The sequence below is a fragment of the Noviherbaspirillum album genome, assembly GCF_035916955.1.
Classification (GTDB): Bacteria; Pseudomonadota; Gammaproteobacteria; order Burkholderiales; family Burkholderiaceae_D; genus Noviherbaspirillum; species Noviherbaspirillum album.
The window spans coordinates 75,367-95,154 of record NZ_JAWIIV010000015.1 but is presented as its reverse complement, the minus strand read 5'-3'; the positions used below and the strand labels follow the sequence as shown (position 1 = coordinate 95,154).

Here is a 19,788-nt window from a genome sequence, read left to right as displayed (position 1 = left end):
CCCCCTATGCCATCCAATATGCATTCAAAAAAGCAACCGTCAATCCGCGCATTGACCTTGAAGACGATCAGTGCCGCCGTTGCATCGGCATTGCTGTTTTCCAGTTCCTACGCAGCGGGTTTAGGAAAATTGACGGTGCTGTCCTCGCTCGGGCAGCCGTTGCGTGCAGAAATTGAATTAACTTCCGTTTCCAAGGACGAGCTGGGCGCATTGTCGGCGCGGCTTGCCTCCCCCGATACCTTCCGCCAGGCCAACATCGATTACAACGCCGCACTGGCGTCGCTGCGATTTGCTGTCGAACAGCGCGGCGACCGGCCGGTGATTCGCGTCACCTCCAGCCAGCCGCTGAATGAGCCGTTCGTTGACATGCTGCTCGAAGTGTCAGGACCAAATGGGCGCCTCGTCCGCGAGTACACATTCCTGCTCGATCCTGCCGACCTGCGCACCGCTCAGTCTGCGCAAGTTGCTCCGGCCACGGTAGGCATTCCCGATACCGCCTCAAGAACGCAGCAGCAGGCAAGACCCGCCCAGCCGGCCTCGGACGCAGCCGGCGTACGCCGGGAGAATCCGGCATCCGTGGTCGCTGCGCCTGCCGCGCCGCGCGCCGCGCGCACGGGAGATACGGCCGCTGCAGCGACGCCGGGCGACTACCAGGTGCGCAGCGGCGATACGCTTGCCCGTATCGCGGGCCGTGTGAAACCGAGCGGAGTGTCGCTCGACCAGATGCTGGTGGCCCTGTACCGCGCCAATCCCGACGCCTTTGTCGGCGAAAACATGAACCGCCTCAAGGCCGGCCAGATCCTGTCCGTTCCAGGCGAGGACGCGGTCAGGGCGGTCAGCAGCGGTGAAGCGCGCGGTATCGTCGTAGCCCAGGCGGCGGATTTCAACAATTACCGCAGCAAGCTGGCTGGACAGGTGGCTGCAAGCGCCGCCCAGAAATCGGGAGAGGGCAGGCAGACCGCGGGCGGCAAGATTAACGCCAAAGTTGAGGAGCAGTCCAGCCCGGCGGCGGAATCCAGGGACAAGCTCAAGCTTTCCAACGCCATGCCGGCCGCCGGTGCCGGTAGCAGTGCCGACCAGCGTTCGGGCGGCTCCGTCGAGGACCGCATCGCGCAGGAAAAGGCAATTGCCGAAGCCAACATGCGCGTCAAGGAACTGGAAAAGAACGTCAGCGAATTGCAGAAGCTGCTCGAGATCAAGAACAAGGCCCTGGCGGAGCAGCAGAGCCAGGCGCAAGCGCCGCTCGCCGACGCCGGCAAGGCCGCCGCCGCCGGTACGGCTGCACTCCCCAAGGCCGGGCCGGAGGCAAATGCACCTGCGGCGCCTGCTACACCAGCTACACCTGCTGCATCTGCTACACCCTCGACCCCTGCCGCGGCCAGTGCGCCCGAAGCATCTGCTCCTGCAACCGCAACGGCAGAGAAACCGGCGGCAACGCCCGCCGAGGCCTCCGCCGCATCCGAAGCTCCAGCCGCTCCGGCTGCCGCCAAAGCCAAGCCGGTGACACCGCCGCCGCCGCCGCCGGAACCGAGCTTCCTCGAGTCGCTGACCGAGAATCCGCTGGTTCTGCCAGGGGTCGGCGCGTTGCTGGTGGCCCTCGGCGCGCTCGGGATTTATCGTGCCCGCCGCAAGAAGGAAAGCAAGCCTTTCGAAGACAGCCTGATCTCCGATTCCAGCCTGAAAGCCAATTCGCTGTTCGGCTCGACCGGCGGCCAGACGGTCGATACCAACAACAGCGTCTTCAATTCCAGCTTCACGCCGTCTGCAAGCCAGCTCGATTCCAACGAAGTCGACCCAGTGGCGGAAGCCGATGTCTACATCGCCTACGGACGTGATGCGCAGGCGGAAGAAATTCTCAAGGAGGCATTGCGCACTCAGCCCGAGCGTCATGCGGTTCGTGTCAAGCTGCTGGAAATTTATTCCAACCGCAAGGACCTGCGTGCGTTTGAAGTGCTGGCAACCGAGCTCTACGGTCTGACCAAGGGCGAGGGCCCGGAATGGGAGCAGGCGGTCGCGCTGGGCGTGGCCATCGATCCAAACAATCCACTGTACGCAGGCAGCAACTCCCATGCGGATGTGAAGCCGGAAAGCGGCCTGGTCGCTCCCACGCGTCCGCTGGAAGAGCAGGGCCTTGCGACGCTGCTCTCCGCCACGCAGTCGGACAATTCCACGCTGCAGACCATCGACTCCTTGGAGACCGATACTTCCTACTTCAGCAATACCGGAATGTCAGGCGACATATCCGAAGACGTAAAAGACCTGAAGCAAGAGGGCAGCCCAGATGAACCGGCGGCCGGAAAGAACGAGCTCGACTTCGAGCCGATGACGGATATGGACATCGGCATGGATGCGATTCCGGAAGCGAAGGCTGAGACGGAAACGCCCAAGACCATGTCCAGCGATCTGGACTTCGACCTCGACGGCCTGAACCTATCGCCGCCGACCCTGCCGCAGACTCCGGCATCAGCCGCAGAGCCTTTGCCGGAGATGAGCTCGATCGACTTCGATTTCCTTGATACGCCTTCCGCGGACAAGGACAAGCCGGCCGGATCATTCGTGCCTGCGGCAGCCGAAAATGTCGCTGCGGCGGATCCGTCCATCGATGACCTGCCGGATTTCGAATTGAAATTGCCGAGCGAGGCGGCTGCGCCTGCGGACCCGATCGAGTTGCCCGGCATCAAGGATCTCGACTTCTCGCTGGATGATGTTGCATCTGATACCGGATCGAAAGCGGATGCGAAGGCCGACGAGCCATTCTCTCTGGATATCGGCCAACCCGCCAATCCTGCGCCGCTCAATCTGGATATTCCGGAGCTTGCCGACATTTCCGACGAGCCTGCACCCGCGGCCGCGAAACCCGCCGATGATCCGCTGGATTTCGACCTGTCGGGGATCAGCCTGGAATTGAATCCGAAGGATGCGGAGACCCGTTCCGACTTCGATCTGCATGGCCTGTCCGACCTGAATGATCTGTCAGGCTCCATGGATTCCAGTGGTCTGGGCGACCTCGACGTCAGCATCAACAGTGCGGAGATGGAAACCAAGCTTGATCTGGCGATTGCTTACCAGGAAATTGGCGACAAGGAAGGTGCGCGCGAACTTCTCGATGAAGTGCTGAAGGGTGGCACTCCGGAACAGAGCGAGCGGGCCAAATCCCTGCTGGTTGAACTTGCCTGACCGATCAGGCGGATGAAGAACGGGCGCAGCCGAGCTTGCGCCCGTTTTGTTTTTTGGTGAACTGGAGTGGAATTGAAACGCATTGCACTTGGCGTCCAGTATGACGGCGCGCACTGGCATGGCTGGCAGACGCAGCCTCACGGCAAAACCGTGCAGGATGCACTGGAAGCCGCGATCAGGCGTTTCGCGCTGACGGACATTTCCACCACCTGCGCAGGCCGTACCGACACCGGGGTGCATGCGCTGGAGCAGGTGGTGCATTTCGATACCGAACTCGCGCGCGACATGTTTTCCTGGGTACGCGGTGTCAATGCATTCCTTCCCCCATCAATCGCCGTGCGCTGGGCCGTCGAGGTCAAAGGGGATGGGGATGATGCCTTTCACGCCCGTTTCAGCGCACGTTCCAGGACTTACCATTACGTGCTTTACAACCAGCCGGTACGCATGCCATTGCTGGCCGGCAAGGCAGGCTGGGTATTTCGGCCGCTTCAGGTCGGACCGATGCAGGAGGCGGCCGCCTTCCTGCTGGGGACCCATGATTTTTCCGCGTTCCGCGCCGCCGAATGCCAGGCCAAGTCGCCGATCAAGACCATGCATGACATCCGCATCGAGAGGCGTGGCGACCTCGTCGTTTTCACGCTGACCGCGAGTGCCTTCCTGCACCATATGGTGCGCAATATTGTCGGTTCGCTCATCGTTGTTGGAAACGGAAATCAGGCGCCGCCATGGCTGTCCACGATTCTCGACAAGCGTGATCGCAGCCTGGCGGCGCCGACCTTCATGCCGGATGGCTTGTACCTTGCGAAGATCGAATACGATGCCGTGTGGAACTTGCCGCAGGAAAGCGTTTCCGCATTGCCCTGGTTTTAACCGAAATGCCCGCTCGGGCGCATAATGACGGCTGTCACGGTTGTCACCTCCGTCCGATTTCACGATTTCCCGATTTTCCGAACACTCCTTCTTTATCCATGAGCATCCGTACCCGAGCAAAGATTTGCGGCATCACCCGTTCACAGGACCTGGACGCCGCGGTTGCGGCCGGCGCCGATGCGGTTGGTTTCGTGTTTTATGCGAAGAGTCCGCGCTATCTGGCTCCGGAGGCCGCCGCCACGCTGATTGCCTCCGTGCCGGCTTACATCGCTACCGTCGGGTTGTTCGTCAATGCATCGACAGATGAAGTAAGGAAGGTCGTGCATGCGGCGCCGGTGTCCATGCTGCAATTCCATGGCGATGAAACGCCGGAGCAATGCCTGGCCGCGGCAGAAGCGGTTTCCCGCCCGTTCATGCGTGCCGTTCGCGTGAGACAGGATATGACCGCCGCCGATTTGCTAGAATACGAACGTAATTACCGCGCCGTCGGCCCCTTGTTCGCCGGCTTGCTGCTCGACGCCTTCGTCGACGGTTACGGCGGGGGTGGAAAGGTTTTCGATTGGTCTCTCATCCCAAAAGAGCTCGCGCCTCGGGTCGTTTTGAGTGGTGGCTTGAGCGCACAAAACGTCACTGAAGCCGTGCTTCAGGTACGCCCGCATGCCGTCGACGTCAGCAGTGGCGTCGAGCTTTCCAAGGGCATCAAGGATCCCGCAAAGATTGCCGCTTTCATCCAGGCCGTCGGTCTCGCCGACGCCAGGCAGGGAAAGTGACGGAGCAGGACTGCTTCCGCCAGCATCGGCCTAGTCTTGCATCTTCATACCCTTGAGCACATTCCTGCAGTTGCCGCTGGCGGCGGCATGCGATCAGCCATTACTGAACCGGTCCAGGATGTTCGCCTGCGCGAACGTCTTGCCGCAAAGCTTGAAAAAGGACGATCATGAAAGAACTTGAAACGCTTGAAAGCTTCAGCGAGCGCCAGCCGCTGACAACCGCCGCGCTGCACCAGACGGCACCTTACAACCTTCCCGATACGCGCGGGCATTTCGGTCCCTATGGCGGCACCTTCGTTTCGGAAACCCTGACCCATGCGTTAACGGAATTGAAAAACGGCTACGCGCATTACCAGAACGATCCGGAATTCCTTGCGGAATTCGAGCGCGAGCTGAAGCATTTCGTAGGACGTCCCAGCCCGATCTATCACGCCCGGCGCTGGTCCGAGATGATGGGCGGTGCGCAGATCTACTTCAAGCGGGAAGACCTCAACCATACCGGCGCCCACAAGATCAATAACGTGATCGGGCAGGCATTGCTGGCCAAGCGCATGGGCAAGCCGCGCGTCATCGCCGAAACCGGCGCCGGCCAGCATGGCGTCGCGACCGCCACCATCTGCGCGCGCTTTGGCCTCGAGTGCGTGATTTACATGGGCAGCGAAGACGTCAAGCGCCAGGTGCAGAATGTCTACCGCATGGAGCTGCTCGGCGCGAAAGTGGTGCCGGTCGAATCCGGTTCCAAGACGCTCAAGGATGCGCTCAATGAAGCAATGCGCGACTGGGTAACCAATGTGGAAAACACCTTCTACATCATCGGCACGGTTGCCGGTCCCCACCCTTATCCAATGATGGTGCGCGACTTCCAGTCGGTGATCGGCAAGGAGTGCCTGGTACAGATGCCGGAAATGGCCGGACGCCAGCCGGACTATGTGGTGGCCTGCATCGGCGGCGGATCGAACGCGATGGGCATCTTCTATCCGTATATCGACCACAGGAACGTGCAGCTGATCGGTGTCGAGGCGGCGGGAGAGGGCTTGGAAAGCGGAAAGCATTCCGCGTCCCTCATCGCGGGTTCGCCGGGCGTTCTTCACGGCAACCGAACTTACCTGCTGCAGGATGAGAACGGTCAGATCATCGAGACGCACTCGGTTTCGGCGGGCCTGGACTATCCCGGCGTCGGCCCCGAGCATGCCTGGCTCAAGGATGCCGGCCGCGCGCAATACGTATCCGTTACCGACGATGAAGCCATCGAAGCCTTCCATAACTGCTGCCGCATCGAAGGCATCATTCCGGCGCTCGAATCGAGCCATGCGCTGGCATATGCGGCAAAGTTCGCAGCCACCCTGCCGAAGGACAAGATCGTGCTCGCCAATCTATCCGGCCGTGGCGACAAGGACATGCATACCGTCGCCGAGCGCATGAAGAAAAACATCTGAAGATCCGAAAGCGTTGTACCTGGCAGCCACGTCCCGGCCAGGTAAAAAGATTCGGGTGTCCGACGCGGCACCCGAATCAACTCCATGGCAGAACAACAAGATAGAGACCGATCATGTCCAGAATCAAGAATACGTTGACCGCACTCGCGGATCAAAACCGCAAGGGATTGATTCCCTTCATTACCGCCGGCGATCCGTCGCCCGGGCTTACCGTTTCGCTGATGCATGCGCTGGTGGCCGGCGGCGCCGACATCATCGAACTCGGCGTGCCTTTCTCCGATCCAATGGCTGACGGCCCGGTCATCCAGCGTGCGTCGGAACGCGCGCTGGCGCAAGGAGTCGGCATGCGCGACGTGCTTGGTTTCGTGCGGGAATTCCGCAGTACCGACCAGTCGACGCCGGTGGTGCTGATGGGCTACGCCAATCCGATCGAGAGAATGGGCGCCGAGGCATTCATCCGCGCGGCAGCGGAGGCTGGCGTAGACGGTGTGCTGGTGGTCGATTATCCGCCTGAAGAGTGTGAAGACTTTGCTGCGGTCATGAAGGAAAACGGCCTGGATCCGATTTTCCTGCTGGCACCAACTTCTACGGAGGAACGCATCGCGCAGGTCGGGAAGATTGCCAGCGGCTACGTTTATTACGTCTCGCTCAAGGGGGTGACGGGATCCGGGCATCTCGACTTGGAAGCGGTAGCGACCAAGATCCCGGAAATCAGGAAGCATGTCCAGGTGCCGGTCGGGGTCGGGTTCGGCATCCGTGATGGCGCTACGGCAAAAGCCATTGCTTCCGTGTCGGACGCGGTAGTCATCGGTAGCCGCATCATTCAGGAGCTGGAAAACACGCCGCGGGAAAACGCGGCGGAAGCAGTGAAGAGCTTTATTGCCGGTATCAGGCAGGCACTTGACGAAAAGGCATGATGGTCCGGCAATGCAGTCGTCAAACCTATATTGGCGCAAAGCAAGGCGAGCGGTACAATGCGCCCACCCGAAAAATCAAAAGAGGTCACGATGAGTTGGCTTGAAAAACTGCTTCCCCCGCGCATTCAGCGTTCCGACTCCGGCAACCGCAAATCGGTTCCGGAAGGCTTGTGGGTGAAGTGCCCGTCCTGCGAAGCCGTCCTGTATCGCACGGACCTCGAGTCGAACATTCATGTCTGCCCGAAATGCGACCATCACATGCGCATCCGCGCCCGCGAGCGTCTCGATGCACTGCTCGACGCCGGCGGCCGTTATGAAATCGGACAGGAAGCGCTGCCGATCGACACGCTGAAATTCAAGGACAGCAAGAAATATCCCGACCGCCTGAAAGATGCGATGGAAGCCACCGGCGAGACCGATGCGCTGATCGTCATGGGCGGCGCCATCATGACGCTGCCGGTGGTGGTGGCCTGCTTCGAATTCGAATTCATGGGCGGCTCGATGGGCTCGGTGGTCGGCGAGCGTTTCGCGCGCGGCGCCCAGGCGGCGCTGGATCAGAAGGTGCCGTTCATCTGCATCACCGCGACCGGCGGGGCCCGGATGCAGGAAGGCCTGCTTTCCCTGATGCAGATGGCGAAAACCACATCCATGCTCACAAAGCTGTCGGAGAAGAAGCTGCCCTTTATTTCTGTGCTCACCGACCCCACCATGGGAGGTGTCTCCGCGTCGTTTGCCTTCATGGGCGATGTCGTGATCGCGGAACCGAAGGCGCTGATCGGCTTCGCCGGCCCGCGGGTCATTGAAAATACCGTCCGTGAAAAGCTGCCCGAAGGTTTCCAGCGTGCCGAGTTCCTGCTGCAGAAGGGCGCGGTCGACATGATCGTCGATCGCCGCAAGATGCGCGAGGAAATCGCCAGGCTGCTGGCATTGCTGCAGAATCAGGCCGCAGAAGTCCTGGCCTGACCCTGGCGGCGCCGCGACGGCGAACAATGCGGGCACGGCAGGAAGCAAGACGCCGAACCGTATTGTTCGCCGTCTTGCGTTCGAACATCCAATCCATTGCTGCAACGAGTCATGACTATGCAACCCGCAACCCTGGCCGACTGGCTTACCCTTCTTGAAACCATGCATCCCAAGGCCATCGACATGGGCCTGGAGCGCGTCGGCCAGGTCAGGGACAGGCTGGGCATCCGCTTCGACTGTCCGGTCATCATCGTCGGCGGCACCAACGGCAAGGGCTCCACCTGCGCGATGCTGGAGGCGATCCTCCTGCAGGCCGGATATCGCGTCGGACTGTACACCTCGCCGCACCTGATCGACTTCAACGAGCGCGCACGCATCAACGGCGAGCCCGCTTCGGACGACATGCTCACGCAACAGTTCGCCGCGGTGGAAGCGCAGCGCGGCGGCGTCTCGCTGACCTATTTCGAATTCACCACGCTTGCGATCCTGCGCCTGTTCGCGCAATCCGGACTCGATGCGGTGATCTTGGAAGTGGGCCTTGGCGGGAGGCTGGATGCGGTGAATGTGATCGACGCCGACGTGGCGGTCGTTACGAGCGTGGACATCGACCATACCGAGTATCTCGGCGATACCCGCGAAAAGATCGGTTTCGAGAAGGCAGGCATCTTCCGAGCCGGGCGCACCGCGATCTGCGGCGATCCCGTACCGCCGCAGTCCCTGCTCGACCATGCGCAGGCGATCGGCGCCGACCTCTGGCTGTTCGGCCGCGATTTCAATTATTCCGGCGACAAGCAGCAGTGGAGCTATGGCGGGCGCGGCCAGCGCCGCAATTCCCTCGGCTATCCGGCCCTGCGAGGCGCCAACCAGCTGCTCAATGCGTCGGCCGCGCTGGCGGCGCTGGAAGCGCTGCGCCACCGGCTGCCCGTCGGCGCGCAAGAGGTGCGCACCGGGCTGGCCGTGGTGGATCTGCCCGGCCGGTTCCAGGTGCTGCCGGGGCGGCCGACCGTCGTCCTCGATGTCGCGCACAATCCCCATGCGGCCGCCACCCTCGCGCAAAACCTGGACAACATGGGGTTCCATCCCTATACATACGCGGTGTTCGGCGCGATGCAGGACAAGGACATCGACGGCGTGATTGAAAAGCTGAAGGATCGCATCGATCACTGGTGCCTCGCCGACCTGCCGCTGCCGCGCGCGGCGAGCGCCGATTACCTGAAGCAGAAATTGCTGGATGCCGGAATCGTCCCGCAGACGGGAGCGGGGGCTGAACGTTCGATCGAAACTTTCGCCTCTCCCGCCACAGCTTTCGCGAATGCACGAAGCAGGGCGGGCGAGAATGATAGAATTGCGGTTTTTGGATCCTTTCTGACTGTCGCCGGCGTGATGGAAGCGAAAAGATCCGATCGGGCCGGCTGAGAACAGTGATGTTTTTTCAAGGCCCAAGGGCTCAAGGCCGCAGGGCCACCACTGAATTCACCGACAATGTTTAACGCATGAGCTTGTTCTCGTTCTTCCGCAAAAACAAGCAGGAATCCGCTTCCGACGACAGCGCGTTTTATTCGCGCGCTGAAGAAGAATCCAAAGCGGTGCGCAGCCGCAAGCAGCGCGCGGCAAAGCCGAAAGCGCAGGGAGCCGAGCAGACCGATCCGGTCCTGCCCGAAAAGAAGCGAGCGCGCCGCCGCTTGATCGGCGCGGTGGCACTGGTGCTGGCTGCGGTGATCGGCTTGCCGATGCTGCTGGATTCCGAGCCCAAGCCGGTCGCCGACGATATCGCCATCCAGATCCCATCCAAGGAAAAGCCGGCCGCAGCCGACGCGAGTTCCGAAACTGCTTCGCCGGCATCAGGTCCGGCCGGCGTCAGTGCCGGCGTCAGTGCGAGCGCCGCGCTCGATCCGAAAGAGGAAGTCGTCGATCCCGCAGAACTCGGTAACTCGCCGGGTACCGCGCCTTCAGCCGCAAAAGGAGAAGCCTCCAAGCAGGCTGCCGCGTCCAGGGACGACAACGTAAAGCAGGCCGCGCCTGTCGCGCCGCTTGCCAAGGCCGAGGTCAAACCTGAACCCAGAAACGATCCGAAGCCGGAGCCCAAGGCGGAAAAAGCTGACAAGACTGACAAGGTCGATGCAAGGCAGGCGGAGAAGCTGGCCGAAGCCGCGCGCGCCAAAGCTTTGCTTGAGGGCAAGCCCGATCCGGCCGACGAAAAAAGACCCGGAAAATTTGTAATCCAGGTGGCGGCACTTGCGACCAAGGAAAAGGTCAATGAGCTGCAAGGCAAGCTCAAGGATGCCGGCATCAAATCATTCACGCAAACGATTGCCACCGATGCCGGCGCTCGTACACGCATCCGGGTCGGACCGTTCGCCAGCAAGGACGAGGCTGAGAAGGTCCGTGCGAAAATCGTCAAGCTCGGCTTGAACGGCACCCTGGTGCCTGCTTGAGCATAGGCCGACGTGACGGTTTTCGATTATCTCGTTCTCTTTGTGCTGATCTGCTCGATTGTCATCAGCACATTGCGGGGCCTGGTCAAGGAAATCCTGTCCTTGCTAAGCTGGATCGTCGCATTTGTGGTGGCCAATGCTTACGGCGAGGAACTGGCCAAATTACTCCCCGACATGATACCGGGCGGCACGACCCGGCTGATCGTAGGCTTCCTTGCGCTTTTCATCGGCGTGCGGCTGCTGATGATGATGCTGAGCATGGCGGTGGATGCCGTGATCAAGGCGAGCGGCTTGACTCTGGCCGATCGCGGCCTCGGCGGGCTGTTCGGATTGGGGCGCGGTCTGGTCATTGTGCTGGCCGTTGTGCTGGTGTGCGGCATGACAGCCATCCCGCAGCAGGCTTTCTGGAGGGAAGCCCTGTTCAGTCCGTTGGCGGAGACAGCTGCAAAAACGGTCACCCCCTACCTGCCCGGCGATTGGGCCAGGCATGTAAGCTTTTGAATTGTTCTAGTTGAGGAGTCCACCATGTGTGGCATTGTTGGCGTTGTTTCCCAAGGTCCGGTCAACCAGCTGATCTATGATGCGTTGCTGCTGCTGCAGCATCGCGGGCAGGATGCGGCGGGTATCGCAACCAATCACGGCAATACATTCTCGATGTACAAGGCCAACGGCCTGGTCCGCGACGTGTTTCGCACCCGCAACATGCGCTCGCTGCCAGGCACCGCCGGCATCGGCCAGGTCCGCTATCCGACCGCCGGTTCGTCCAGCGAGGAAGAGGCCCAGCCTTTCTACGTCAATGCGCCGTTCGGCATCATCCTGGCGCATAACGGCAACCTGACCAACTGGGAACAGCTCAAGATCGAGATGTTCAAGAACGATCGCCGCCACGTCAACACCGACTCCGACTCCGAAGTCCTGCTCAACGTGCTGGCCCATGAAATCCAGATGGCCACGACCGGCTATTCGCTGGACCCGTCGGCATTGTTCAAGGCCGTGACGGTCCTGCACAAGCGTGTGCGCGGCTCGTATGCGGTGGTCGCCCAGATCGCCGGCTATGGCCTGCTCGCCTTCCGCGATCCGTTCGGCATTCGTCCGCTGTGCATCGGTTTCAATGAAACCGACAAGGGCACCGAATACATGGTCGCCAGCGAATCGGTCGCGCTGGAAGGACTCGGTTTCCGCTTCCTGCGCGACGTCCTCCCGGGCGAAGCGATCTTCGTCGACCTCGACGGCAAGCTGTACAACCAGCAGTGCGCCGACAATCCGATGCTCAATCCCTGCGCATTCGAATTCGTCTATCTCGCGCGTCCGGACTCCATCATCGATGGCGCATCGGTGTACGCATCGCGGCTGAAGATGGGTGAACACCTGGCGGAAAAGATCAAGCGCCAGTTTTCGGCCGGCGATATCGACGTGGTGATGCCGATTCCCGATTCTTCCCGCCCTGCGGCGATGGAATTGGCGCTCAAGCTCAACCTCGATTACCGCGAAGGCTTCATCAAGAACCGCTATATCGGCCGCACCTTCATCATGCCGGGCCAGGGACTGCGCAAGAAATCGGTGCGTCAGAAACTCAATGCCATCAGCAGCGAATTCAAGGGCAAAAGCGTGCTGCTGGTCGACGACTCCATCGTACGCGGTACCACCAGCCGCGAGATCGTGCAGATGGCGCGCGATTCCGGGGCCAAGCGGGTGATCTTCGCATCGGCGGCGCCGCCGGTGATGTTCCCGAACGTCTACGGCATCGACATGCCGACCCGCAATGAACTGATCGCCTACGGCCGCAGCGAAGAGGAGGTCTGCCGCGAGATCACGGCGGACGCGCTGGTCTACCAGGATATCGATGCGCTCAAGCGCTCGATCTCGGACGTCAACCCGGCGCTCAAGGATTTCGAAGCCTCGTGCTTCGACGGCATCTATGTCACCGGCGATATTTCGCGCGATTATCTCGACCGCATCGAGTACGTGCGGAACAATCCGAAGCCAGTGATCGAGGACGCCGTGCGTTCCCAGCTTGCGTTGAATCTGGCCCGCGTCGACTGACGGCATAAGCCGGTGATTCCAAACCTGGAAGCCGGACCGCAGCAACAGAAAAAGCCCGCGACATCAAGTTGCGGGCTTTTTGTTTTTTCACTGATGGCCCAAGCATGCCGGCAAGCTTTCAGTGCCGGCGCAGCAGGTGCGCGAACTCCTGCGCCGGCAGCGGCTTGCTGAAGAAGTAGCCCTGCATTTCATCGCACTGGTGCTCGCGCAGGAAGGCAACCTGTTCCTCGGTTTCCACCCCTTCCGCGATCACCCGGAGATTGAGGCTGTGGCCCAGCGAAATGACGGTGCTGGTGATGGCGGCGTCGTCGGCATCGGTGGCAATGTCGCGCACGAAGGATTGGTCAATCTTCAGATGGTGCAGTGGGAAGCGCTTCAGGTAACTCAGGCTGGAATAACCGGTGCCGAAGTCGTCGATCGACAATTGCACGCCCAGGTTCTGGAGTTCATGCAGCTTGTTGATGAACAGATCGGCACTGTTCATCACGATGCTTTCGGTAAGTTCGAGTTCCAGATGGCGGGCTTCGAGCCCCATGCTGTCGAGCGTATCGGCAACCGACTGCACCAGCCCTTCCTGATTGAACTGGCGCGCCGAAAGGTTGACCGAGATGCTGATTGCTGGCAGCCCCGCATCCTGCCACGCGCGATTCTGCGCGCATGCGGTCTGAATGACCCAGTTGCCGATGGGTATGATGAGCCCGATTTCCTCCGCCATCGGGATGAAGCGCGTAGGCGGCACCAGGCCCATGTCGGGATGGTGCCAGCGAATCAGCGCCTCGGCGCCGATGATGCGGCCCGAGTGAACATCGACCTTGGGCTGATAGAACAGCTCGAATTCATTCCTGTCGAGCGCGCGACGCAAGGCACGCTCGAGGGCGGCGCGTTCCAGCGCCAGCACGCTCATTTCGGCCGAGTAGAAATGGAAGGCATTGCCCTGTTCCTCCTTGGCGCGATACATCGCCGTGTCGGCATTGCGCAGCAGGGTCTGGATATCTTCGCCATCGTCCGGATACAGAGTTGCGCCGATGCTGGTGGTGATGAACAGCTCATGATCCTTGACCACGAACGGTTTGTCGAACACGTCAAAGATCTTCTGCGCGACGGCAGCCACATCCTGGGGACGCTGTATATCGGTCAGCAGGATGATGAATTCGTCGCCGCCCTGGCGAGCCACCGTGTCGCCTTCGCGCACGACCTGCCTGAGCCGGCTCGATACTTCCTGCAGCAGCTTGTCGCCCAGCATGTGGCCGAGACTGTCATTGACGCTCTTGAAGCGGTCCAGGTCGAGGAAGAGCAGGGCGAGCATCTGCCCGCCGCGCCGCGCATGCGCCATGGCCTGGGTGATGCGGTCTCCCAGCAGGTTGCGGTTGGCCAGCGAAGTCAGGGCATCATGGTCGGCCAGGTATTCGATGCGGGCTTCATACTGCTTGCGTTCGCTGATATCGATGGCGATGCCGTCATAGCGCAGCAGCCGGCCCTGGTCGTCGCGGATGGCCCGGGCGCGTTCCTCGACCCAGCGCACGGTCCTGTCGGGGCGAACGATCCGGTATTCATGCCGCAGGCTGCCGCTGCGGGCAAGCCGGGCATGTCCTGTCTTCATGGCTTCCCGATCCTCCGGGTGCACGCAGTCGAACCACAGGCTGCGGTCGCGGAAGAAATCTTCGATCGGCCGCCCATACAGGTTTTCCACGATGGAATTGAGATAGATGAAGCCGCTGTCGGTTGCCGACCATACCACGTTGTCGATCGAATCCAGGATGCTGGAAAGCTTTTCCTCGGTGATCCGCAATGCGCTCTCCGCCTTTTCCCGCGCCTGCTTGGTGCGCAGGCTGGCCACGCCGTAGGAAATGTCGTCGGCGAGTTCCTCGAGCATTGCCACCTGCTCGCTGTCGAATGATGCGGTGCCCTTTTCGTAAATGGTCAGCACGCCGAACAATTGCTCCTGGTGCTTGAGCGGCAGCGAAACGGCAACAGGGTCCGGCAATGTCTCGAATGTGCTGTCGTTTCCGCTCATGTCTATCGTTACCCAGGACCGCGCATGATCCTGGGCCAGCGCGGAACCGACATGCGAAACCGCACTGGAAGCGGTCTCCGGCACGAGACGGTTCGCATGTCCGGGTTCCATTCCCGGCACCGAGCCGGCATGGGCGACGGGGGTCAGAGTGCCGTCTTCATTGGTATAGCCGATCCAGGCCATCTGGTATCTGCCGGACTCGACCACGGTGCGGCACATATCCTGAAGCAGCGTGCGCTCGTCCTTCGCATGCACCATCACGTGGTTGCATTCGGCCATCACGGTGCGAGCGCGCAGGCTGCGGCGCAGCGCCTCTTGCGCCTGCTTGCGTTCGTTGACTTCATCTTTCAGCCGGGCATGCTGGCGTTCGATTTCACTGTAGAGAACAAGGTTGTCGTAGACGACGGCAAGCTGCGCGGCGACCGTTGCGGCTGCCCGTTCATCGACTTCGCTGAATTCCGTCGCGCCGACCTTGTCGACCAGGTAGAGCCATCCATAGGTCGTTTCCTGCGATGCCACCGGCACGGCGAGGAAGGAATGAACCGGAGGATGTGAGGACGGAAGGCCGAGCCGTTCCGGGGCGCCGTCCGGGTTGCGCATGCGGCACGGCCTGCGCTGCGCAAGCACTCTGCCCAGCATGCCAGAATCCGGCAAGGGCAGGACCAGCCCGGCGGCGGTGCCCTCGTCCATGCCGCGCGTCAGGAAATGCTCAAGCCGGCGTCGGTCTTTCGCCAGTATGCCGATCGCCGAATACCTGGCAACGCAGATGTCCTGCACCACGCGGCAACCGATTTCCAGCAGGCGGCGGGGATCACGTTCCGCGGTGAGTTCAATGCCCAATTCGATCAGGGCGGTCAGTCGCAGGCTCACGCCCTGCAGGCTCGACAGCGCATTGGAAAGCCGCTGGGCGATCTGCTGCAGTTCTTCCGAACCGGAGACGCCGCGGGCCTGGCCCTCCATGGCGAATTCCGACATCAGGTTACTGCTTGTTTCCAGCTCGACCAGGTATTCCGAGAGCTGGTCGTTCAAGCCGGAACGGTGTGCCGGCTCGGGCGGCACGTTGTCGGGAGGATGTGCCGGGAGGCTGTGCCCGGGCAGGCCCAGCGCATCCTGGACCGTCTTGAGGATCAGTTCGGGATCGGACGGTTTGGGAAGCGTCCAGCGCACCCCGCAGGACATGGCCATGAGGCCGGCTTCGCGGTCATGAAAGGCGGCGGTGTAGAAAATGACCGGCGTTGCAGCGAATGTAGGCATTGCGCGCAGGCGGGTGACGAATTCATAGCCGTCCATGTTCGGCATGAGAATGTCTGCGATGACCAGGTCCGGCCGTCCCCGGGCGGCCTGCTCCAGTCCTTCGGCGCCGCTGGACGCCTCCAGCAGGCGATGGCCGCTGTAACCGAGGAGGACCATGAGAAACTGGCGGTTCAGGACATGGTCGTCAACGATCAGTATGGTCGCCATCTTTGCTCCTGTTCGTTACTGTGGAAAGTGCGGAGTCCGGTCCGGCTGCCGGCTGCCGGCCGCCGGCATTCGGGATATCCAGGTATTGTTCGATCGCGCCGACGAAACGTTCCGGTTCGACCGGCTTGCTGATATAACCGTCAAACCCGGCGTTCAGCAGCCTTTCCCGGTCGCCCGTCATGGCAAGCGCGGTGACCGCTACGACGGGAATCGAAGCCAGTGTCGGCTCGGACTTGAGTATCGCAATCACGCCGTATCCGTTCAGGCCGGGCAGGTGGACATCGCAGAGGACCAGGTTCGGACGCTCGCGCCGCGCAACGGCAAGCCCGCTCAAGCCGTCGGTCGCCGTCATTGCCTGGTAGCCGTAAGCGTTCAGCAGATAGACCATCAGCTCCAAGTTGGCCGGATTGTCTTCGATGACCAGGATACGGTTACTCAATCAGTCGGCTCCGCAACGAATGCCGTGGGCGAACGGCGAACGATCGGCCGCGCGCCGCATGCGCGCATCGTTCATGCGGCGCATCATTGGCCGCGCTCCCGCAGCGACAAGGTGAATTGGCTGCCTTCGCCGTAGTTGCTGACGAATGCCAGCTGCGCGCCGAGCAGCGCGGCGAGCTGCCGGCTCAGGTACAGGCCCAGGCCGCTGCCTTCGTAGCGCCGGGTCGAGCCGGTGTCGACCTGGGAGAAGGCTTCGAACAAGCGCCCCTGGTCTTCTTCCCGGATGCCGATGCCGCTGTCGCAGACGCTGATGATTGCCTCGCGCGTGCCGTCGCGAACCCGCTCCCGCAAGCTGACGAGGATGCTGCCGCGCTCGGTGAATTTAACCGCGTTGTTGACGAGATTGAGGAGGATCTGACTCACCGCGCGCCGGTCGGTCTGGAACACGACGTCGCGATCGGGCGCATCGAATTTCAGCGCCAGGTCTTTCTGCCGGGCGAGCGGGGTGATGGTGTCGATGATGCCGCTGACAAGGCTGCTGAGCGATACCGCTTCGACATGCAGGCTGATCTTGCCGGATTCGACCCTGGCCAGATCGAGCAGGTCGTTGATCAGCGAGAGCAGGTGCTTCGCGCTGTGCTGAACGGTACGCAGCTGTTTGTCCTGGTCCTGCGTCAGCGGGCCGGGAAGGCGCATCAGCAGCGTGCCGGTGAATCCGATGATGGCGTTGAGCGGCGTGCGCAACTCGTGCGACATCGCGGCGAGAAAATGATCCTTCGCGAGGTTGGCCTTTTTGAGCTCCATGTTCTTCTCATGCAGGGTGCGTTCGATCTGCCTGCGTTCCGTCATGTCGCGGATCGCACACATGACCAGCGGCCCTTCCTCGGTCTGTACCGGGCCGGTACTAACTTCCACCGGAATTTCCCGGCCGTCCTTGCGCAACGCGTGCAAGGAATGCAGCGCATGCAAGGCGAGTCCCGCCGTCCCGGCCGTGGCACTCGCGGTTGTACCAGTATTGGTGGCCGTACTGGCGGTTGCGGCGCCGGCTGTACTGCCGGTTGCGCCGGTTATTGCACTGGCGGATGGCCTGAAACGACTGTAGAGAGGGTGCGCTAGCTGCTGCTGAGCCTGCCGGCCGCGCAGCAGGCAATCCACCGGCAATCCCAGCAGTTCATGATGCGCATAGCCGAACAGGCGCTCCGCCTGAGAGTTGGCGAGTACGATATGTCCGGTTGCGTTCGACATCACGATCCCGTCGGGCATGCATTCGAGCAGGTCGCGAAATTTTGCCTCGAGCAATTTCGCGTCGCGCCTGACCTTCAGCCCGGTCACGTCTTTCTGGCTGCTCAATACATAGGCAAGGGCGCCGTCTTCCGCGTGAATGGACCTGCTTGAAACATCGACATGAATGAGCGCGCCGCTCTTTGTCTGGCGGACTGACTCGTAGCTGCAGCTGCCGGTCTGCTTCAGCAGCGTCAGGTAGCGGATTTCCTCGGCATGCAGTTCCTGCGGCACAAGCAATTCCAGCAGCGGCTTTCCGCCGGCTTCCATGCCGTCATAACCGAATACCTGCTCCGCTCCTCTTGTCCAATGTGCAATCCTTCCTTCGGGAGTCAATACGACAACCGCATCCGGAATTTCCCGCAGCACCAGTTCATTGAAATCCATCGGCAAAAGTTTGCAATCTTCTCGATTAGTGACACCCCGGGCAATGCTACCGTTTGACGACAGGTGCGTGACAGAAAAACGCTGTCGTTTGACTACGATCACGTGTTAGAAAAATAGTGCAAAAATAGTTCGCTGAAAGCATTTACATCCTGCAGGACCAAGACGAGTTTGCGGAGATGCTTCGCACGGCCTTGCTATTTTGCGTTCATCCCGATTTGCGCTACGATACGGGTCTGCGCCGATTTGTTCTGATTGCGGGCGCCCGGGTAGAGTCCCATGAAAAATGCTGCTAAAACGGAGTTGTGTTCCGCCCCGTTTTCGCGCAAGCCAAGCGGGTTTTTTTTCGCCATGACCGACACAAAAAAATACGGTTTCACCACCAGCATCCTGCATAGCGACCGGCAGAAGCCGATCGAACACGGATCCCTGCACAAGCCCATCCATACCTCGGTTACGTTCGGTTACCGCGATGCCCGCCAGCTGGCCGAGGTGTTTCAGGGCAAACAGCCCGGATACCGCTACGGAAGGCAGGGCAACCCCACGGTTTCCGCGCTCGAGGACAAGGTCACGAAGATGGAGCAGGGCCTGGCGTCGATCTGCTTCGCAACCGGCATGGCTGCCATCGGGGCAGTGGCCCAGGCCTTGCTGCGGGAAGGTGACCATGTGGTGTCGTCGGCTTTCCTTTTCGGGAATACCAACAGCCTCTGGCAGACGGTCAACGCACAGGGCATCAAGGTATCGATGGTGGATGCGACCGATGTGAAAAATGTCGAGGCCGCACTGACGCCGTCGACCCGCATCGTGTTCGTGGAAACCATTGCCAATCCCCGCACCCAGATCGCCGATCTCAAGCGCATCGGCCAGCTCTGCCGCGACCGCGGCATCCTGTATGTAGTCGACAATACGATGACCTCGCCGTATCTGTTCCGGCCGAAGATGGTCGGTGCGGGCCTGGTGGTGAATGCGCTGACCAAGTCGATCGGCGGTCATGGCAATGCGCTGGGCGGCAGCCTCACCGACACCGGCTTGTATGACTGGACGCGGTATCCAAATATCCTGGAGGCCTACAAGAAGTACACGGCGAGCCAGTGGGGCCTGGCGCAGATCCGCGCGAAAAGCCTGCGCGATTTCGGCGGCACGCTAGGGCCGGAAGCCGCGCATCATATTGCAGTGGGGGCCGAGACCATGGCCCTGCGCATGGAGCGCGAATGCGCGAACGCGCTCGCCCTGGCCCGCATGCTGGAAGCCGATGAGCGGGTGTCGGCAGTGTATTACCCGGGCCTTGCATCGCATCCCCAGCATGCCATTGCCAGCGAACTGTTTTCCGGCTACGGCAGCCTGTTCAGCTTCGAACTGAAGGAGGGGATCGATTGCTTCGACTACCTGAACCGGCTCCAGCTCGGCGTCCCGGCAAGCAACCTCGGCGATACGCGCACGCTGGTCATCCCGGTGGCGCACACCATCTTTTTCGAGATGGGGGCGGAAAGGCGTGCCAGCATGGGCATCGCCGAATCGCTGATCCGGGTATCGGTCGGCATTGAAGACACCGACGACCTGCTGGAAGATTTCAGGCAGGCGCTCGACGCCTGACCATCA

15 protein-coding genes are annotated in these 19,788 nt (G+C 61.3%); 11 read left to right on the top strand and 4 right to left on the bottom strand.

What is annotated here, in order from left to right; translation table 11 throughout:
- Positions 1-57 precede the first annotated feature (57 nt).
- The 10 genes from RY831_RS18000 (at position 58) to purF (ending at position 12,611) form a co-directional block, all read left to right on the top strand.
- Positions 58-3,177 carry a motility hub landmark protein FimV gene (locus tag RY831_RS18000; protein ID WP_326507763.1) on the top strand — a complete coding sequence of 1,040 codons (3,120 nt, stop codon included), beginning with the start codon at positions 58-60 and terminating at the stop codon, positions 3,175-3,177.
- Positions 3,178-3,249: 72 nt separating this feature from the next.
- Entirely contained in the window at positions 3,250-4,047 is a 798-nt protein-coding gene (gene truA / locus RY831_RS17995) for a tRNA pseudouridine(38-40) synthase TruA (RefSeq protein ID WP_326507762.1), read from the top strand.
- Positions 4,048-4,145: 98 nt separating this feature from the next.
- Positions 4,146-4,817: a phosphoribosylanthranilate isomerase gene (locus RY831_RS17990; RefSeq protein ID WP_326507761.1), complete on the top strand. Its 672-nt coding sequence runs from the start codon at positions 4,146-4,148 to the stop codon at positions 4,815-4,817.
- 167 nt (positions 4,818-4,984) lie between these two features.
- Positions 4,985-6,253, top strand: a complete 1,269-nt coding sequence (gene trpB / locus RY831_RS17985) for a tryptophan synthase subunit beta (RefSeq protein WP_326507760.1) — start codon at positions 4,985-4,987, stop codon at positions 6,251-6,253.
- A gap of 113 nt (positions 6,254-6,366) precedes the next feature.
- Positions 6,367-7,170 carry a tryptophan synthase subunit alpha gene (trpA, locus tag RY831_RS17980; RefSeq protein ID WP_326507759.1) on the top strand — a complete coding sequence of 268 codons (804 nt, stop codon included), beginning with the start codon at positions 6,367-6,369 and terminating at the stop codon, positions 7,168-7,170.
- A 90-nt stretch (positions 7,171-7,260) separates the two neighbouring features.
- On the top strand, positions 7,261-8,133 hold the full coding sequence (accD, locus tag RY831_RS17975) for an acetyl-CoA carboxylase, carboxyltransferase subunit beta (RefSeq protein WP_326507758.1): 873 nt from the start codon (positions 7,261-7,263) through the stop codon (positions 8,131-8,133).
- A gap of 111 nt (positions 8,134-8,244) precedes the next feature.
- The gene (gene folC / locus RY831_RS17970) at positions 8,245-9,549 is read left to right on the top strand and encodes a bifunctional tetrahydrofolate synthase/dihydrofolate synthase (RefSeq protein WP_326507757.1); all 1,305 of its coding nucleotides are present in this window, start codon (positions 8,245-8,247) and stop codon (positions 9,547-9,549) included.
- Between the two features lie 77 nt (positions 9,550-9,626).
- On the top strand, positions 9,627-10,568 hold the full coding sequence (locus RY831_RS17965; protein WP_326507756.1) for an SPOR domain-containing protein: 942 nt from the start codon (positions 9,627-9,629) through the stop codon (positions 10,566-10,568).
- Positions 10,569-10,580: 12 nt separating this feature from the next.
- Positions 10,581-11,069 (top strand): CvpA family protein, encoded by a 489-nt coding sequence (locus RY831_RS17960; protein ID WP_326507755.1) that lies wholly within the window; start codon positions 10,581-10,583, stop codon positions 11,067-11,069.
- Positions 11,070-11,093: 24 nt separating this feature from the next.
- The gene (purF, locus tag RY831_RS17955; RefSeq protein WP_326507754.1) at positions 11,094-12,611 is read left to right on the top strand and encodes an amidophosphoribosyltransferase; all 1,518 of its coding nucleotides are present in this window, start codon (positions 11,094-11,096) and stop codon (positions 12,609-12,611) included.
- A 118-nt stretch (positions 12,612-12,729) separates the two neighbouring features.
- Here the strand turns inward: purF and RY831_RS17950 are convergent, their stop codons facing one another.
- The 4 genes from RY831_RS17950 to RY831_RS17935 all read right to left on the bottom strand — a co-directional run bounded on the left by RY831_RS17950 (position 12,730) and on the right by RY831_RS17935 (position 18,542).
- Positions 12,730-16,086: an EAL domain-containing protein gene (locus RY831_RS17950; protein WP_326507753.1), complete on the bottom strand. Its 3,357-nt coding sequence runs from the start codon at positions 16,084-16,086 to the stop codon at positions 12,730-12,732.
- Complete coding sequence (locus RY831_RS17945; protein ID WP_326507752.1) at positions 16,064-16,525, bottom strand: response regulator; 462 nt, start codon at positions 16,523-16,525, stop codon at positions 16,064-16,066. Before RY831_RS17945 ends, RY831_RS17950 begins: the two co-directional genes overlap by 23 nt.
- A gap of 83 nt (positions 16,526-16,608) precedes the next feature.
- Positions 16,609-18,192, bottom strand: coding sequence for a PAS domain-containing sensor histidine kinase (locus RY831_RS17940; RefSeq protein WP_326507751.1), 1,584 nt, complete (start codon positions 18,190-18,192; stop codon positions 16,609-16,611).
- Positions 18,193-18,386: 194 nt separating this feature from the next.
- Positions 18,387-18,542: a hypothetical protein gene (locus tag RY831_RS17935; protein WP_326507750.1), complete on the bottom strand. Its 156-nt coding sequence runs from the start codon at positions 18,540-18,542 to the stop codon at positions 18,387-18,389.
- Between RY831_RS17935 and RY831_RS17930 the strand changes: the two genes are divergently transcribed.
- Complete coding sequence (locus RY831_RS17930; RefSeq protein ID WP_326507749.1) at positions 18,541-19,782, top strand: cystathionine gamma-synthase family protein; 1,242 nt, start codon at positions 18,541-18,543, stop codon at positions 19,780-19,782. The genes RY831_RS17935 and RY831_RS17930 overlap by 2 nt on opposite strands.
- Positions 19,783-19,788: the final 6 nt, after the last annotated feature.

Coding starts and splice junctions, on each gene's coding strand:
- RY831_RS17965 (WP_326507756.1), top strand. CDS start 9,627: ATGAGCTTGTTCTCGTTCTTCCGCAAAAACAAGCAGGAATCCGCTTCC.
- folC (WP_326507757.1), top strand. CDS start 8,245: ATGACTATGCAACCCGCAACCCTGGCCGACTGGCTTACCCTTCTTGAA.
- RY831_RS17930 (WP_326507749.1), top strand. CDS start 18,541: ATGACCGACACAAAAAAATACGGTTTCACCACCAGCATCCTGCATAGC.
- purF (WP_326507754.1), top strand. CDS start 11,094: ATGTGTGGCATTGTTGGCGTTGTTTCCCAAGGTCCGGTCAACCAGCTG.
- trpB (WP_326507760.1), top strand. CDS start 4,985: ATGAAAGAACTTGAAACGCTTGAAAGCTTCAGCGAGCGCCAGCCGCTG.
- trpA (WP_326507759.1), top strand. CDS start 6,367: ATGTCCAGAATCAAGAATACGTTGACCGCACTCGCGGATCAAAACCGC.
- accD (WP_326507758.1), top strand. CDS start 7,261: ATGAGTTGGCTTGAAAAACTGCTTCCCCCGCGCATTCAGCGTTCCGAC.
- RY831_RS17935 (WP_326507750.1), bottom strand. CDS start 18,542: ATGGCGAAAAAAAACCCGCTTGGCTTGCGCGAAAACGGGGCGGAACAC.
- RY831_RS17990 (WP_326507761.1), top strand. CDS start 4,146: ATGAGCATCCGTACCCGAGCAAAGATTTGCGGCATCACCCGTTCACAG.
- RY831_RS17950 (WP_326507753.1), bottom strand. CDS start 16,086: ATGGCGACCATACTGATCGTTGACGACCATGTCCTGAACCGCCAGTTT.
- RY831_RS17940 (WP_326507751.1), bottom strand. CDS start 18,192: ATGGATTTCAATGAACTGGTGCTGCGGGAAATTCCGGATGCGGTTGTC.